Annotated in this window: 14 protein-coding genes and 1 riboswitch; of the genes, 6 read left to right on the forward strand and 8 right to left on the reverse strand. The window is 36.2% G+C overall.

What is annotated here, in order from left to right:
* The first annotated feature begins 94 nt into the window (after positions 1-94).
* Positions 95-1,297 (forward strand): MFS transporter, encoded by a 1,203-nt coding sequence (locus DN394_RS03480; RefSeq protein WP_098628806.1) that lies wholly within the window; start codon positions 95-97, stop codon positions 1,295-1,297.
* Positions 1,298-1,330: 33 nt separating this feature from the next.
* Here the strand turns inward: DN394_RS03480 and DN394_RS03485 are convergent, their stop codons facing one another.
* Positions 1,331-1,669, reverse strand: coding sequence for a winged helix-turn-helix transcriptional regulator (locus tag DN394_RS03485; RefSeq protein ID WP_001059466.1), 339 nt, complete (start codon positions 1,667-1,669; stop codon positions 1,331-1,333).
* 169 nt (positions 1,670-1,838) lie between these two features.
* Between DN394_RS03485 and DN394_RS03490 the strand changes: the two genes are divergently transcribed.
* Positions 1,839-2,378 (forward strand): ester cyclase, encoded by a 540-nt coding sequence (locus DN394_RS03490; protein ID WP_098208783.1) that lies wholly within the window; start codon positions 1,839-1,841, stop codon positions 2,376-2,378.
* 19 nt (positions 2,379-2,397) lie between these two features.
* Complete coding sequence (locus DN394_RS03495; RefSeq protein WP_098208766.1) at positions 2,398-2,946, forward strand: NAD(P)H-dependent oxidoreductase; 549 nt, start codon at positions 2,398-2,400, stop codon at positions 2,944-2,946.
* 54 nt (positions 2,947-3,000) lie between these two features.
* Here DN394_RS03495 and DN394_RS03500 read toward each other — a convergent pair whose 3' ends face one another.
* Both DN394_RS03500 and DN394_RS03505 read right to left on the reverse strand, forming a co-directional pair.
* Complete coding sequence (locus DN394_RS03500; protein ID WP_097917956.1) at positions 3,001-3,519, reverse strand: general stress protein; 519 nt, start codon at positions 3,517-3,519, stop codon at positions 3,001-3,003.
* A 180-nt stretch (positions 3,520-3,699) separates the two neighbouring features.
* A complete protein-coding gene (locus DN394_RS03505) occupies positions 3,700-5,439 on the reverse strand; it encodes an SgrR family transcriptional regulator (RefSeq protein ID WP_149293609.1) in 1,740 nt (579 codons plus the stop codon).
* 105 nt (positions 5,440-5,544) lie between these two features.
* On the opposite strand from DN394_RS03505, the gene DN394_RS03510 reads away from it, so the two are divergent.
* Complete coding sequence (locus tag DN394_RS03510; protein WP_149293610.1) at positions 5,545-6,807, forward strand: MDR family MFS transporter; 1,263 nt, start codon at positions 5,545-5,547, stop codon at positions 6,805-6,807.
* A 50-nt stretch (positions 6,808-6,857) separates the two neighbouring features.
* On the opposite strand, the gene DN394_RS03515 is transcribed toward DN394_RS03510, so the two are convergent.
* The 5 genes from DN394_RS03515 to gapN form a co-directional block, all read right to left on the reverse strand.
* Positions 6,858-7,061: a hypothetical protein gene (locus tag DN394_RS03515; RefSeq protein ID WP_098208764.1), complete on the reverse strand. Its 204-nt coding sequence runs from the start codon at positions 7,059-7,061 to the stop codon at positions 6,858-6,860.
* A gap of 254 nt (positions 7,062-7,315) precedes the next feature.
* Entirely contained in the window at positions 7,316-7,831 is a 516-nt protein-coding gene (locus DN394_RS03520) for a type 1 glutamine amidotransferase domain-containing protein (RefSeq protein WP_098208763.1), read from the reverse strand.
* Between the two features lie 277 nt (positions 7,832-8,108).
* Complete coding sequence (locus tag DN394_RS03525) at positions 8,109-9,308, reverse strand: ABC transporter permease (RefSeq protein WP_149293611.1); 1,200 nt, start codon at positions 9,306-9,308, stop codon at positions 8,109-8,111.
* Between the two features lie 60 nt (positions 9,309-9,368).
* A complete protein-coding gene (locus tag DN394_RS03530; protein WP_149293612.1) occupies positions 9,369-10,793 on the reverse strand; it encodes an amino acid permease in 1,425 nt (474 codons plus the stop codon).
* Positions 10,794-10,939: 146 nt separating this feature from the next.
* Positions 10,940-11,126, reverse strand: a riboswitch (Lysine riboswitch).
* Between the two features lie 178 nt (positions 11,127-11,304).
* Positions 11,305-12,744 carry an NADP-dependent glyceraldehyde-3-phosphate dehydrogenase gene (gene gapN / locus DN394_RS03535; RefSeq protein ID WP_087979566.1) on the reverse strand — a complete coding sequence of 480 codons (1,440 nt, stop codon included), beginning with the start codon at positions 12,742-12,744 and terminating at the stop codon, positions 11,305-11,307.
* A gap of 623 nt (positions 12,745-13,367) precedes the next feature.
* Between gapN and DN394_RS03550 the strand changes: the two genes are divergently transcribed.
* Together DN394_RS03550 and DN394_RS03555 are read left to right on the forward strand one after the other, a co-directional pair.
* Positions 13,368-15,128 (forward strand): ABC transporter ATP-binding protein, encoded by a 1,761-nt coding sequence (locus DN394_RS03550; protein ID WP_098208761.1) that lies wholly within the window; start codon positions 13,368-13,370, stop codon positions 15,126-15,128.
* The gene (locus DN394_RS03555) at positions 15,125-17,125 is read left to right on the forward strand and encodes an ABC transporter ATP-binding protein (protein WP_097917962.1); all 2,001 of its coding nucleotides are present in this window, start codon (positions 15,125-15,127) and stop codon (positions 17,123-17,125) included. Before DN394_RS03550 ends, DN394_RS03555 begins: the two co-directional genes overlap by 4 nt.
* The last annotated feature ends 62 nt before the right edge of the window (positions 17,126-17,187 follow it).

A 17,187-nucleotide genomic window follows, 5' to 3' on the forward strand; every position in this document is an offset into this window, starting at 1 on the left:
TCTTTACTCATGATTAGCCCACAAATAGCAGGATAAAGAAAAAGCTTCTTGGGCATTATTTTTTTGAGGAACTTACGGGAAGAGGTGTTAAAAAGTGAAGAAACCAATAAAAGAACAAAAGATGGTATTGGTCATTCTTTTGAGTAATATATTTATCGCTTTTTTAGGGATTGGATTAATCATTCCGGTTATGCCGTCCTTTATGAATGATATGGGTTTAACAGGGAAGACGATGGGTTATCTCGTTGCAGTATTTGCAATGGCTCAGCTCATTACGTCACCTATTACAGGCCGGTGGGTTGACCTTTACGGTAGGAAGAAAATGATCATCATTGGATTATTTATTTTTGGTGTTTCAGAACTTCTTTTTGGATTAGGAAAAGATGTGTGGATGCTTTATGCAGCACGGGTGTTAGGCGGAATTAGTGCCGCGTTTATTATGCCTGGTGTTACGGCATATGTTGCGGATATTACCTCTATGCAGGAACGTCCAAAGGCGATGGGGTATTTATCAGCAGCGATTAGTACTGGATTCATTATAGGGCCTGGAATTGGCGGGTTTATTGCAGAGTATGGTATACGTGTGCCGTTTTTCGTTGCAGCAGCAATTGCCTTTATAGCATGTGTAATTTCGATCTTTATTTTAAAAGAACCGTTAACGAAAGAAGAACTTGCAGAGATTTCTGCTAACACGAAAGAATCAAGTTTTATTGGTGATTTAAAGAAATCATTACATCCAATGTATGCAATTGCATTTATTATCGTATTTGTACTCGCATTCGGATTATCAGCGTATGAAACTGTGTTTAGTCTATTTTCTGATCATAAATTTGGATTTACACCGAAAGATATTGCGGCAATTATTACGATTAGCTCCATCTTTGGGGTAGTTGTGCAAGTATTTATGTTTGGTAAATTGGTTGATATGTTCGGGGAAAAAGTATTAATTCAAATATGTTTAATTGTAGGTGCAGTATTAGCTTTCGTTTCAACTGTAGTCTTTAATTATTGGATTGTACTTCTCGTTACTTGTTTCATTTTCCTTGCATTTGATTTGCTTCGTCCAGCTTTAACGACGTTTTTATCAAAAGCAGCTGGAAAAGAGCAAGGATTCGTTGCTGGTATGAACTCGACTTATACGAGTTTAGGAAATATAGCAGGACCAGCGATGGGCGGAATATTATTTGATATGAATATTCATTATCCATATGCATTTTCAGGAGTTGTTTTAATAGTTGGTCTCGGCATTACATTTATGTGGAGAGAGAAACAGCTAGCTGAAAGTTTTGCGAAGTAATAAATCCCCTTACGACGGTAAGGGGGTTTTGTTTTATAAGCTTAATCCAAACCGTTTTAATTCAATGAAAATCCCCTCTAATTGCTTTCCTTTATCCGTTAATGTGTACTCTACACGAGGCGGAACTTCTGGATATACTTTTCTCGTTATAATCCCTTGTGCTTCTAATTCTTTTAGGCGAAGTGATAATGTTTTCGGACTAATCCCGTCCATTGATTTTTGTAAATCACTAAAGCGTAATGTTCCTTCGATAAGAAGGTCGCGAATGATTAAAAATGTCCATTTTGTACGAATTACATCAAGGGTTTTAGCGATAGGACAAGGTATGCCTGGTAAACCTTTCGTTAGTTCAACTGGATCTATATTGTTCATGGAACTAGCCTCCATAAAATTTTTTTGATGAATTTGCTTTATAGTATCACAAAACTATACTTTTGGTAACTATATGAAAAAAATATCACTACTTCCATAAAGGAAGTTAGTGCATATACAATAGTAATATGAAATATAAAGGGTTTGTATGAAGGAGGAGGTGATTTTCATAGGGATAAAAAAGTTGTTTGGATTCCTTAGTTTATTTGTTGTTTGTATTGTACTTGTAGCATGCGGTGTGGAAGAAAAAACGGAAGTCCAGTTATTAAAAGAAATGCCGAAGCCAAAAGCAATGACAATCGATCCCTCACTAAGTAAAAAGGAAGCGACCGAAATGGTTCATGCAGCGCAGCGTTTTTATGCATTTTGGGATACAGGTAAGGAGGAACTTATTCTGCAAACTGTTTCTAAAAATTTTTCCGATAATACATTGCCGAAAGGGCGACCGCAAGGAACTGAAGGATTAAATTTTGCAGCGCAAAATTTTCGTAAAGTCGTTCCTAATATACATTGCGAGATTGAAGATTTATTAGTCGTCGGTGATAAAGTAACAGCTCGTCTTTCTTTTACAGGAACGCATAAGGATAAGAAAATCAATTTTTTTGCAATTGATATTTTACATGTGAAAGATGGAAAAATCACAGAAGACTGGCATTTAGAAGATAATCTTACGCTGAAACAGCAACTGGGGTTAATAGCTGAGGAGTAAAATAAGGGAGAGAAAAGCGATGAAAAATATATTTATTATAAATGGACATGAAAAATACGGTACAAAGGAAGGCAGATTAAATAAAACGTTAGTTGATTATATGATAACTGTATTAAGCGAGAAGCATCATGTGAAAACAACAACCATTCAAGATGGTTACAATATTAAAGAAGAACAAGATAAATTTTTATGGGCTGATGTTGTGATTTATCAAACACCGATTTATTGGTTTAGTGTACCTGGACTATTTAAAACATATATGGATGAAGTATATGAATACGGTTTGTTCTTTAAAGGTGTTGATGAATATGGAACAGGTGGTTTATTAAAAGAGAAGCAGTATATGTTTTCTACAACTTGGAATGCACCTGAAAAGGCATTTGGAGATAAGACGAAGTTCTTTGAAGGGGAAAGTTTAGAATCAGCGCTTAGCCATTTACACCGCGTGCAAAAGTTTCTTGGCATGAGTCCGTTAAAGAGTTTTGCTTGTTATGATGTGGTGAAGCATCCGAATATTGAGCAGTATTTATTGAACTTGAGAGATCATTTAGATGGAGTAATTAAATAGTAGTTTGCACCTGTATGCGAAGAAGGTACTACTAAGGATGTAGTACCTTCTCTTTCATGAAATACGTTGAAAATCTTTATTTATACAGGACTGTTTTAGTTTTTTTGATTTGATTAAATGCTTAATATCAGAGATGTTATCGTATGAAAGTTGAGTATGATAATAGTTAATGTACTCAAGTAATGCAAAAATATAAATAAATAGAGTGAATGATAGCCCGCCTAAAGGTAAGTGGGAATACCAAATTACAAAATCGATAGTAAACGTAATTAATCCCGTGATCATCAATGCTATATTTATCTTTTTAAGTATTTTTAAATATTGAAGCATCCTAATAGGTGTAATAGATGTTTTCTCTTTTTTTAGTCGTTTCCACTTTACGTACCAGTAAATTGTTCCTTGTAATAAGATAAACTCTAAAAGAAGAAATGAGACCCAAAAAGAATATAGGGAATATAAATGTAACGTAGGATAAGCATGATTAAGTAAGTAACTTGTGAAAATAAAAGTAATGATTGAAAATAACTCACCTGTGTATAGATAGGAAAGTCTTTTTTCTAGGGTGTGTTTCATGGTTCATCTCCTTTTACCCCGCATTAACGGGCAGTAAGACCCCCACCTCAAAATTCAGCGGAAGCAAAGAAGTTAGGTGGGGGATCAACTGCCCGTAAAAGCCCGATTGGTTCAACTAATAATCAGTGGGGATGAACAAAACCCCACTGATTAAAGTTTCACTTTATAAAAACTCACATTTTAATACGTGGATGGCTGTATCCATAACTTCGCAAAATTTGCCCAGCCGAATGAATCAATTGTTACATTTTTTAAGGAAGAGGGATATGTTTTTCTTTTTAAAACGTGATAGTTAAATAAAATGATGTGTTCTGCTTGTACAAATTCTTCGATCTCATACATGAGCTCATAGCGTTTTTCTTTATTTTCTTCTAATAAAAAGGTATCAAGTAAACAGTTAACTTGTTTTGCATAGTGCGGGTCCATGAACCGGTTTACGAAGCAACTTTTATTTTTAAATACATTTAAGAATGCAAGTTCATGATCGCTAGCAAACACTTCTCCCATGAAAATAATATCGGCGTGTTTATCAATAGAATGATCCATATAATCTGAAACGAGAAATGGATGAAGTTCTACGTGTACTCCTAATTGTTCGCAACGTTCCTTTAGGAAATGTGCGTCATTTGCACTATCTTTAAATGCGAAGAAGTAAATATGTATCGTTTCGCCATTATAGGTGCTCTTTTTTAAATACTCTTTCGCTTTTTCTAAAGAGTAGGACCTTTTAGTAGCTTTGCGGCTTCTTTCAGGGAAAAAGCTTGATGCAGCAATTGTCCGTCTACCCTCTATGCTACGAAGTATCGTTTCAACGTCATATAGTTCTCTCCAAGCTTTTCGAAAGTATATGTCATGATGAGGACCAGGTTTTTTTAAGTTGAAGCTAGCATAAATACAACCTATTTCTTCTATTTGTATATCATGCCTTTCATTTTCTTCTTCATTTGGTAGTTCATAATCAGCATCTATTTGCACATGATCAGGAATACCCCAAAATTCAATACGGTCTAATAACGCGCGCTCTTTAAAATAATAGGTGAACGCTTCGAGGACGATATTATCTTCAGAGTAATGAGCAAGTTTGAAAGGTCCTGTTCCTATGTAGTGATGATTTTGAATACTAGCATCACGCGGCAAAATTGCCAGTTGCATGGAACTTACATAATGTAAGAAAAAAAAGTTGGGTTTTGCTAAATGGAACCGTATTTGTAGTGGTGATGGTGTTTCGATTTGAACAATTTCTTCTGTTAACCATTCGAAAGGAGAGTGAACTTCTTTTAGTCTTTCAAATGAAAATTGTACATCTTTAGAAGTTAAAATTGTTTCGTTATGAAAATATATATCTTTTCGTAAATAAAAGGTCCACGTAAGCCCGTCTTCACTTAATTCCCACGTATGTGCAATGTGTGGTTCCATTTTTTCAGTAACATCGTTATAAACGACTAACGTGTCAAAAATTTGACTCGTAAGATGGCTCTCTGTAGTTACAGCGACAAAAGCCGGATCTAATGGGAATATCTTTCTTGATATAGGAATCTTTAATATGTCATACATATCATTTGAAGGTTCGTATCCAAAATGATGATGTAGTTTATTTTCTATTTTTTTTTGAAGTGCAAAGGGTAGGGGCTCTTTTAAAAGAAGAAAAATATCCTTTAACTTTTCTTGCGTTAACAGTTCATCTGTATAGGACTCAATCGCTTCTACGAAATTATGTATAAATAGGATTTCCGTTTTATTCCCGCGGCCTCGCCCGGGAGTCCAGCGAATTAATTTCTCCTCACTCATCTTCTTTAATAAAATTTTTACGTTTTTCGTACTGCAATATAAAATATCTGCTAACTCTTGTAAGCTATTTCGTATATGTTGCTGATCTTGCGCATGTAATCTTAACCGAATGTAATAGTCCATAATTTTCATATATACACTTCCTTCTATAATAAAAGGGGAAACTCTTTAGAATATTCTAACCTTTTTCTTCCTTTTTTTCAAAGTAAAATAAGTAAGCATAAGGAGGGGGAAACAATGGGATTTTGGAGTATGCATCGAAATATAAAAATTAGAATTATAACTTCGTTTTTAACACGTACTGTGTCCACGATGATTTTTCCGTTTATGGCGATTTATTTTTCAATAAAGTTAGGTAGTGCGATGGCTGGTGCGTTACTACTCATTAATGTAATAGCTTCATTAGTAATTGGTCTATACGGTGGGTATGTTGGGGATCGGCTCGGTCGTAAAAAAGTAATGATTATCGGTCAAAGTATACAAGCCATTTCCATCGCTTGTATGGGGATTGCAAATTCGGATTATGTAGATTCGCCGTGGCTAACATTTGTGTTTATGTTAGTGAATAGTTTAGGGTCTGGACTTATGAATCCAGCGACGGAAGCGATGTTAATCGATGTGAGTACACCTGAAAATCGAAAAGTGATGTACAGCATTAACTACTGGGCGATTAATTTATCTATTGCAATTGGAGCGATATTTGGCGGATTACTATTTGAAAACTATAGATTACAATTGTTTATCGGATTAACAGTTATTGCAGTTATTACTTTATATGTGATGGCTGTATATATGGAAGAAGTGTATGTAGCACGAAAAGTAGTAGAGAAGAAAAATGTATTAAAAGATATGGCGGATAGTTATAAAGTCGTGATGAAAGATAGAACGTTTTTAATTTTTTGCGCAGCAAGTATATGTACATTATCTTTAGAGTTTCAAATTAATAATTATTTAGGGGTACGTTTGCAGCAGGAATTTGAAACGGTGCACTTTTTATTCGGGAATGGTTTTACGTTTGATTTAACAGGTATTCGAATGCTGAGCTGGATATCAGCGGAAAATACAATTTTAGTTGTGTTATGTTCAGCACTTCTTATTAAAATACTAAAAAGCTTCAACGATTTGAAAATTTTATATGTAGGCTTATTCATTTACACAATTGGATTTACAATACTCGGAACGAGCAATAGTTTATGGATCTTATTAATTGCAGGGCTTTTCCAAACGGTAGGTGAGATGATGTATGTACCGGTTCGTCAATCTATTATGGCAGATATGGTGCCAAATGAGGCAAGAGGTTCTTATATGGCGATTAACGGGATGGTCTTTCAAATGGCAAAAATGAACGGAGCATTGGGTGTTATGTTAGGTTCATTTATTGCATCTTGGGGGATGAGTGCTCTGTACTTTATCGTTGGTATGAGCAGTATTTTATTATTTATGAAGGCGATAGGGAAAGAGAAGTATGAGGATGAGAGAAATGTTTCTCAGATTGGATGAAACTATATAAAAGCGAATCAGTTATATTTGGACTCGCTTTTATATAATTTTTAGAACGGATCAACTTCAGCTAAATTTGGAGTAGTGCTAGGTTGTAGTAAAAGATTTTTTAACGTTCCTACTTCAGAAAGAGCTACTAATATGTAGCCACTAATCAGTACAATAAGCCCAATGACGCGTAACGTTTGTAAGCTCACTTCATTATTATTCGTTTCCGTTGGATTTGGGGGCATTGAAGGTGGATTGTTATTCATAAATAAGGCTCCCATCTTTTGTATTTATATATGTGTCAAATCATTATTTAACTTATGGATAGGAATTATATAGTCATTTTCACTATATGAGAACTGCCTATGAAAAGTGATTAGAAATTTTGGGGCGAGACAAGAAGGTGTCTCGAAAAATTATTAAAGATGAAGAAATATTTCATATGGTGTTAATTTCGATTTTTATAAATAAAAAGGTTAACCAAAGTAGTTATTTAGCTACTTTGGTTAACCTATAATAACTATCCTAATATACGCAACGATTCTTCAATAAACGCTGGGATGTCCTCTGGTTGTCTACTTGTTACTAGCTGATTTTGGCATACAACCACTTCTTTATTATGAAAATTTCCACCGGCATTTTTCAAATCGACCGCAATGGATTTATATCCAGTCACATCGCGTCCTTCAAGTGTTTGTGCAGTGATGAGCAATTGGGGGCCGTGACAAATAGCAAAAACAGGTTTTTTCGCATCCATAAATGCTTTGCTAAAGTGAACAAAACGCTCATCTGCACGAAGTATATCTGGGGAAAATCCGCCTGGTATGAAGAGGGCATCAAAGTTCTCTGGAGAAACATCATCAATACTTTTATCAATTACGACTTCACTTTTTCCTTGTTTACCGTGTACCGTTTTACCTTTTTCCATTTCAATAGTTGTTAATTCATATCCCCTTTGATTAAAAGCTTCTACTGGCTCTGTGTATTCTGTATCCTCGAAATAATCCGTTATTAAAATAGCGATTTTTTTACTCATTGCAATCAGCTCCTTATATTATCGGTTCCAGAATCATCTTTGGGTAATGCCTTTTATAAAGTGCAACTTTAATTCATGTTTTTTCATTCCCTCCAGTTTCTTTGCCCTGTTAATTTAATACATACCCTTTTTATTAGGACGTAAACATGTATTATCGCTTTTGTATGTGAAAATCATAAAATATCGGTTGTTTCAGTGATTCTTGTTTGAGGAAGAAAAATAAAAAAGCCAAGGAGGTAATTTATTTTCTCCTTGGCTTTTAAGATAATTCTTTTCGTTAAAACGAAGAAACGCGTTGCTTCGTTTTTGGTACAATAATAAATTTGATCCAGAGTAACCCGATAATCATAATGATAAGGCTATGTAAAAATTGTCCTGTAGCAATGAGTATAACAATTGAAAATACAATGAGTTGAATGCTTAGTAATATAAAGATTAAGCGAAGAAATTGATTCATTCGTTTCTCAGTATCAATGGGATATAATGCTACGATAATATTTCCCGAAAAATATTTCCACAGGGAACGGAGCTGCATAGAGATCATATATAGGACGATGTAAGCGATAGCACCTTTTACGTATATGTTTGGTATAAAATATAAGGCGAAGGTACCGATCAACCCTAAACGAATATATATACCGAAATAATCATTCCCGCGTAAAAATGCTAGTGTATGTAAATAGAAGAAAGTTGCTCCTTTTTTATGTAATAAAGGTTCAATCCAATTTGTAAGCCATTTTCTTTTATTTACTTGCTTATTCAGTTGCGGAACATCGGTGAAAATGCTAGCAAATTGATAAAAACGAACGTCCATTTTTTCTTCTTGTTCAATTATGTAATCCCACGGTATTCGTTTTGTAGGCTGTTTTTTCGTGTATAGAAGTAGGAAAGCAAGTAGTAAGAGCAATCCGCCTAATATGAGAACATGTGCCGAGTAAAACAGCATGTAAATGATTAAGGCGTTACAAGCAATACGAATAATTAACCATATGTTTTTTTCATGACCATCACGCCACATCCAATGTGTGTATATATTCCAAGCTTTCGTAATCATTAAAACGATAAAGATTGTACATAAAAAAGGTACAGTTAATTGTAATGATTGCATTGCAAGTGGAACGAGAATAAGGAACGTAAATAATAATGGGAAAAGCTGAATGATGTAATTATATAGAAGAGATTTTTTAAAATAAGATGTTAGTTTCTCTTCTAATGCAAGCAAATAGACAGCATCAGGTTTTTGAATAAATGTACGGATAGGGCATCTCGTTATAATCGCTGTTAGGACGATTGTAATAAGTAATAAAGATAGTCCTTTAGAAGGCGCTGTCTTAAGAAACTTTGCGTAATAGTAAGCACCTATACAGGCAACGAAGATAAAGCTATATAGTAAACCGTTAATCATACGTGCAAAGTATGTAATGATATTTTGAATATGTTGTTGGAAGCGGCTGCTCCATAGTGATTCAATTGACATGTTTTTCACCTCTTTGTTCTATTATATATGTTTTATAAAAGAAAAAACGAGCAAATTGCGTTATGCAACTTGCCCGTTTTTCTTTTCGTTATTTTTTTTCTCATCACGATTCATTAATGGATAGAAAGCAAATCCGATTACGAATAAACCAATTCCGAGAAGGAACGTTTTTATATCGGCTGCGCCGGTTTTAATAACCCATAGTGCGTAGCAAAGTGCGATTACTGCGACTATACCATCTGTAATTCTTGCCCGCATTTCATTTTTATATGTTTCACCAGTTGCGACTAGTTTTAACTGGAAGACTGGTGAAACGAGATATGGAATGAGGTAGGCTAGTGTTGATACGGTAATAACGAATGTATAAGCTTCCGCAATGGTTCCTGATAATGTTGAGAATAAGAACACTTGCGACATAATGTTTGTTAATCGTAATGAATAAATTGGACTTCCTTTTTTATTTGTTTTCGTGAAGAAGGAAGGGAAGAAACCTTCTTTTGCAGCTTGATATGGTACTTCTGAGCTTAATAAAATCCAGCCTAATATAGAACCGAATAGGGAAGTAAGAGCAAGTAATGCCATCAGTTTCCCGCCGCCATGCCCCATTGCAGCGTTTAATGCGTCTGCTAATGGACGTTCAGAAGCTTGTAATTTATCAACGTGAAGTACACCCATTGTTAAAATTGTAATTCCTAAGTAAATCGCAACTGTAATAAGTAATCCAGCAACTGTTGCACGTTTTACTGTTTTAGGAGAGGTAGCACGATTTGATAAAAGTACTGCTGATTCAATTCCGATAAATGCCCAAAGCGTTGTAAGAGCGGCTAAATTTACTTGTGAAAGAAGGCCGTGTGATACACCTGATTTATCGATCATCGGTGTGTACCATTGTCCAAACTTAGAAGCTTCGAATGCAAATAACGTAACGACGATGAATAAAAGGAATCCAGTTACTTTCGTTGTTGTTGCTAAGAAGTTTAGCTTTCCAGCTCCGCTTACACCGTTTGTTAATATAATATGAGTTCCCCAAAGTAAGATGGAACAAATAGTAAATGTAATTAGTTTTCCGACTTCTATGTTAAAAGAACCGATTGAAAATAGTAGTCGTGTATCTTTCATAATTGGGAAGAAGAGTGATAAATACCCCGCGAAAGACGTAATGATGGCAACGTTACTTGCCCAGTTTGCAACCCAATATCCCCATACCATACTGAAACCAGCCATTTTTTTCTTTTTTGGTGATGAGAATAAAGCATATGCATGACTTTGTGGTCCTGTCGTTAAATCAGGACGACGAATTGCTAAATTACCGAAAACAAGAGCTAGCATTAAAACACCAAACCCTGTTGTTAACCAAGCTAAAGTGACACCGAGAGGGCTTGCTGTTTGTGCTAACGTACTTGGCACCATAAAAATACCAGCGCCAACCATGTTACCGACAACGAAAGCTGTTAGTACCCAAAAGCCCCATTTTTTTTGTTGCATAGAAAATACCTCCAAAGTTAGTATAACCAAGTCAAGCGAGGAGATATGTATGTCTTCCTAGTAGAGAAGAAAAGTTCCAAACAAAACAAAAAAAGCACGTAATTTGCCGCTACATGCTTTCTATCTTATAAGAAACCCACGACATACCTCTCGATAGCTCTCCACAAACGAAACGTTTCGTTTGTGACAGTTCTGCACTTATTAAATGCAGACCCAGCAAGCGTGCATGGTGGACACGACTTACTTCGGCAATCATTCCTTTCTCATTCCTTCATCAATGCCACTACATCTCCTGAAACGATACTCTTAATGATTGCAACCTCTACCTCACCGAGATACGAATGAGGATTTAAATATTAAATTAACGTAGTTAAGAGTAACAAATGTATTTTTATACGTCAATGGATATAGTAATAATCAGATTATAGAGAAGAGTTTGTTATTAGGAATGAGTAATTATTTGATATAAAAAGAAGCTAATCTAAAACTAGATCAGCTTCTACATATAAGATTAAACGAAGTTTAATACTGTTACTTTTTCACGTGTCATAGACTCAAGGCTCTTACGAATACCTTGTGCGCCCATACCTGAACCTTTTACACCGATGAATGGGAAGTGGTCAGGGCCGCGCTCTGTGCGTCCGTTAATTTGAACAGAACCAGTTTCGATTTTGTTAGCAATTGCAAATGCTTTGTTAATGTCTTTTGTGAAGACACTTGCTTGTAGACCGAACTCTGATTTGTTAGCAATCTCAATTGCTTGCTCATCTGAAGAAACACGGATGATTGGAAGGATTGGGCCGAATGGCTCTTCCCAAGCAACTTTCATTTCTTCTGTTACGTGGTCGATTAATGTTGGGTAAATTAAGTTACGCTCACGTTTATTACCGATAACGATTGTTGCACCTTTTTCAACAGCGTCGTCAACTAAGCCTTGAACGAAGTCAGCAGACTTGTCGTCGATTAACGGAACGATTGTGCTGTCTTGTTCTGGAGATCCAACTGATAGTTCAGCTACTTGCGCTTTTAATAAGCTAACAAGCTCGTCTGCTACGTTTTCGTGTACAAGTACACGTTTAATAGCTGTACAACGTTGACCAGAGTAAGAGAATGCACCGCTTACGATATGGTTTGCAGCATCTTGTAAGTCAGCATCTTCACGAACGATACCAGGGTCTTTACCACCAAGTTCTAATACAAGTGGAATCATTGCAGCTTTTTTCGCTAAATGTTTACCTGTGTTTGTACCACCTGTGAACGATACCATATTGATACCTTCGTGTTCTACTAAGTAGTCACCAATTACAGAACCGCGTCCTGTAGCTACGTTTACAAGACCTTTTGGAAGGCCAGCTTTATGAAGTGCTTCAACCATTTTAATACCACTAATTGCACCTTGAGTTGCTGGTTTGAAAATAACAGCATTACCCATAATTAATGCTGGTGCAAGTTTTGCAGCAGATAAGTTTACTGGGTAGTTAAATGGTGCGATTGCTAATACAACACCAAGTGGTGCGCGTTGGACGATCGCAAGTTTAGACTTCGTTCCGCCAGGGAAGCTATCGCCCATCATGCTTTCTCCGTGCATATGTAAAGCTTCTTCAATTGTGTAACGAATGAAATCAGCTGTACGAACAACTTCTTTCTTCGCATCTTTATATCCTTTACCGACTTCTTTCATAATGATATCGGCAATTTCATCTTGCATATTTACGAGCTCATCAGCCCATTTATATAAATATTTTGCGCGATCTTGTAGAGAAGCTTCCGCCCATGATTTTTGAGCTTCTTTTGCAGATGCAATTGCTTCATCTACTTCTCCGCGAGTAATTGCTTGTACTTGTCCAATTACTTCGTGTAAGTATGGAGATGGAATTTCGATTGTTTCTCCTGAAGAGGTTTCTCTCCATTCTCCGTTTAAATAAAATTTGTACGTATTGCTAGTTGTCATGATTAGTCCTCCTAAAATAGCAACTTGTAAGAGTGAGTATAAGGTGATTGTAGGGGGTTTGATAACATTTTTCAAATGAAATGTTTGTGAAAACGATTTCTTATTCTTTTTTTATTTTGTATGCCCTTTCTTACAGAAGATTCCCTTATTTCAAACGGATGTATCGTATTATGAATCCCCTTCATTTTTTTGTGATAAAAGATTATTTTATTCTATAGCTAAAAAAACAATTGACAGAATACTCAATAAAGTTGTAAGATTATAAATGGAAAATAAATGAAGGGGGTGTGCGTAATGATTGTAATCGTAAATGTAATGGGCTTAGCTCTGTCAAATGGCAGAAAACATTCATATCATTACGCAACCCGTGCGGATATATAAGGCATCTTTGTCTTATAAAAAGCGTACGTTGCGTATATCGTAACGTACGCTTTTATGCATTTTTGTGCATATCGTCAAGCGGCGGTATGCTTTTTTTTGTTTATTTTCCACGTTACTATATAAAAATTTGGAAGGTGGAAAAATGTGATGAGATTGTATGGATTACGAAATGTAAATGTGATGGATCTGGATAGTGGGTAAAGAAATGAGAGTGAAACGAGAACGAGAAGGGAGAGGTTACATTGTTATCAGTATTACTTAAGTTAAAATGGTTTTTTAAAGAGCATTGGAAGAGATATAGTATCGCCATTGGAGCTCTTTTAATTGTGAATATAGTTGAAGTTATTCCCCCGAAGGTGTTAGGGGTTACGATTGATAATATAAAAACAGGAACGTTAACGAATGCAGCGATTATGCAATTTATTCTCATTTTAATAGGGGTTACGGTAATTGGATATGGTCTTACTTTCGTTTGGCAACATCAGCTGTTTGGTGGTGCATTCGTACTGGAGAGGACGATGCGCTCTAAATTTATGGGGCATTTACTTAAGATGACACCGACGTTTTATCATAAAAATCGTACTGGTGATTTAATGGCGAGAGCGACAAATGATTTAAAAGCAATTGCTATGACAGCTGGTTTCGGTATATTAACGCTCGTGGATTCGAGTTTATATATGCTTACGATTGTCTTTATGATGGGATTTACAATCAGTTGGGAGCTTACATTTGCGGCGCTTATACCGCTTCCGATTATGGCGTATGCGATGAACATATATGGAAAGAAATTGCATGAGAGATTTACAGTTGCGCAAGATGCGTTCGGAGATATGAATGATAAAGTACTTGAATCGATCGCTGGTGTGCGCGTTATTCGTGCATACGTACAGGAAAATGCAGATGTGGGAAGGTTTCATCATTTAGGAGATGACGTCTACGAAAAAAATATGAAAGTAGCGAGAATTGATGCATTATTCCAGCCGACGGTGAAAATGCTTGTTGGCCTTAGTTATTTAATTGGTTTAGTGTACGGCGCGTATCTTGTATTTCAATCAAAGGTAACACTTGGCGAACTCGTTTCTTTCAACGTGTATTTAGGGATGATGATTTGGCCGATGTTTGCAATTGGCGAATTAATTAATGTTATGCAAAGAGGAAACGCTTCGTTAGACCGTGTGAATGAAACGTTAGCGTACGAACCGGATGTAAAGAATCCGGAAAATCCAAAGCTTGTACAAGAGCCGGATTATATTCAGTTTGAGGATGTTTCCTTTTCATATCCTTCATCGACTGGAGAAAATTTAAAAAAGGTTTCGTTTACATTAAAACAAGGGGAAACGCTTGGGGTTGTTGGAAAAACAGGAAGCGGAAAAACGACGCTCGTACGTCAGCTTCTTCGTCAATATCCGCTTGGAGATGGGGATATTGCAGTCTCTGATGTGACGTTAGATAAAATGACGAATGAAAATGTACTCGGCTGGATTGGGTATGTACCTCAGGAACATATTTTGTTCTCAAAAACAGCGAGGGAAAATATTTTATTCGGAAATAGGGAAGCGACGGAAGAAGAACTCGAGAAAGCGATTGAAATCGCGGCGTTTAAAAAGGATTTAGAGTTTTTACCAGAAGGGTTAGAAACGCTCGTTGGAGAGAAAGGTGTTTCTTTATCGGGAGGGCAAAAACAAAGGATCTCGATTGCGCGAGCTGTTATTCAAAATCCGGAAATATTAATTTTGGACGATTCTTTATCAGCTGTTGATGCTCGTACGGAAGCAGCAATCATTGAAAATATAAGAACAGAAAGAAGCGGAAAGACGACAATTATTACGACGCATCGTTTATCTGCCGTACAACATGCGGATTGGATTCTCGTTATGGATGAAGGTGAAGTAATAGAAGAAGGTACGCATGATCAGCTTATCAAAAGCGGAGGCTGGTATGCGGAGCAGTTTGAAAGACAACAAGGTGAAAGTGAAAGTGCGGATAGTGGGGTGAAAATATGAGTGTTTCAAAACGATTGTTTCAATATGCGATGAAAGTGAAAGGGACGATTTTTGCAGCGATGCTAATGTTATTTATTTTCGTCATCGCAGAGCTTGCTGGTCCTTTCGTCGCGAAAACGATGATTGACGATCATATCGTTGGAATAGAGAAACCGTGGTATGAAACAGAAAAGAGTGAAGAGGCTGTTTCGTATAATGGCACCTTCTATAAGCGAAGTGATCGCTTTGGAGAAGGGGAGAAAAAAGGAAAAGAAGTACGTGTGATGCAAGTTGGTTTTCAATATTATTTTGTACCGAATAAAGTAAATCTGGAAGGATCACGTACTGTAAAAGGTGATATGATTACCGTTCAAAATGGTAAGGCGGTGCAAGTGTATAAAGCAAAAGCATTAACGAAAGAAGAAGTGTTTGCGTTTTATAAACCAGAAATAAATCCCCTATTATTACTTGGTGGTGGTTATTTCGCTTTATTAGTAGTTGTCTCATTATTTGCATACGGAAAGCAATTTTTCCTACAGAAGGCAGCGAACAAAATTATTCAAATTATGAGGGAAGATGTGTTTTCTCATATTCAAACGTTGCCGATTCGTTATTTCGATCATTTACCAGCAGGGAAAATTGTATCGCGTGTTACGAATGATACGGAAGCCATTCGTGATTTATACGTAACGGTACTGGCGACATTCGTTTCTAGTATCATTTATATTATCGGGATATTCGCTGCGCTATTTTTACTCGATGTAAAATTGGCGACGTTATGTTTACTTATCATCCCGATTTTAATTGTTTGGGCGATTCTTTATAGAAAGTATGCGTCTGTATACAATCATAAAATGCGCTCACGTTTATCTGATATTAACGGAACAGTGAATGAATCTATTCAAGGGATGCCGATTATTCAAGCGTTTCGTCAAGAGCGTGAAACGAAGAAAGAGTTTGAAGAATTAAATGGCGATTATTTTAAATATCAAAATAAAATTTTGAATTTAAATGCAGCAACTTCTCATAACTTAGTGTCTGTATTAAGAAATATTGCTTTCACAGGTGTGATTTGGTATTTCGGTGGTGCTTCATTAAGTGCTTCAGGCGTCATTTCTCTAGGGATACTGTATGCGTTCGTTGATTATTTAACACGATTGTTCTCACCAATTACAAATATGGTAAATCAGCTTGCTAACTTAGAACAATCGCGTGTTGCATCAGAACGTGTTTTTGAATTGTTAGAGGAAAAAGGGGAAGCAGTAGAAGAGGAACGTATGCCTCGCTTACAAGGAAATGTGAAGTTTGATAATGTGTCATTTTCTTACAATGGAAAAGATGAAGTACTAAAAAATATTTCTTTTGAAGCGAAACAAGGGGAGACAGTGGCACTTGTCGGTCATACTGGATCAGGAAAAAGTTCCATTATGAATGTACTCTTCCAGTTTTATGAGTTTGAAAAAGGGAAGCTTACGATTGATGGTCACGATGTAAAAGCGATGCCGAAACAAGCAACGCGTGAACATATGGGAATCGTACTGCAAGATCCGTTTTTATTTAGCGGGACGGTCGCTTCTAATGTAAGCTTAGAGAACGAAAAAATTTCAAAAGATCGCATCGTAAAAGCATTGCGTGATGTTGGTGCGGAACGGTTTGCGAACAATATAGATGAAGAAATTACAGAAAAGGGAAGCACGCTTTCCACTGGAGAACGTCAGCTTATTTCGTTTGCTAGGGCACTCGCTTTTGACCCAGCCATTTTAATTTTAGATGAAGCAACGTCTAGTATTGATACAGAAACAGAGGCGATGATCCAACAAGCGTTAGAAGTTGTGAAAAAAGGAAGAACGACATTTATTATCGCTCACCGTCTTTCAACAATTAAAAGTGCAGATCAAATTATTGTACTTGATAGAGGAACAATTTTAGAAAAAGGCTCTCATGATGAACTAATGAAAAAGCGTGGGCGTTATTATGATATGTATAAAACGCAAATGGAAGGAAACCAGAGCGCTTAATATGTATGGAGGAGAACTTGTGATTTTCACAAGTTCTTTTTTAGTGAATCAGGGCAGTTAAA

The organism is Bacillus sp. BB081 (genome assembly GCF_008368895.1).
GTDB classification, from domain to species: Bacteria; Bacillota; Bacilli; order Bacillales; family Bacillaceae_G; genus Bacillus_A; species Bacillus_A wiedmannii.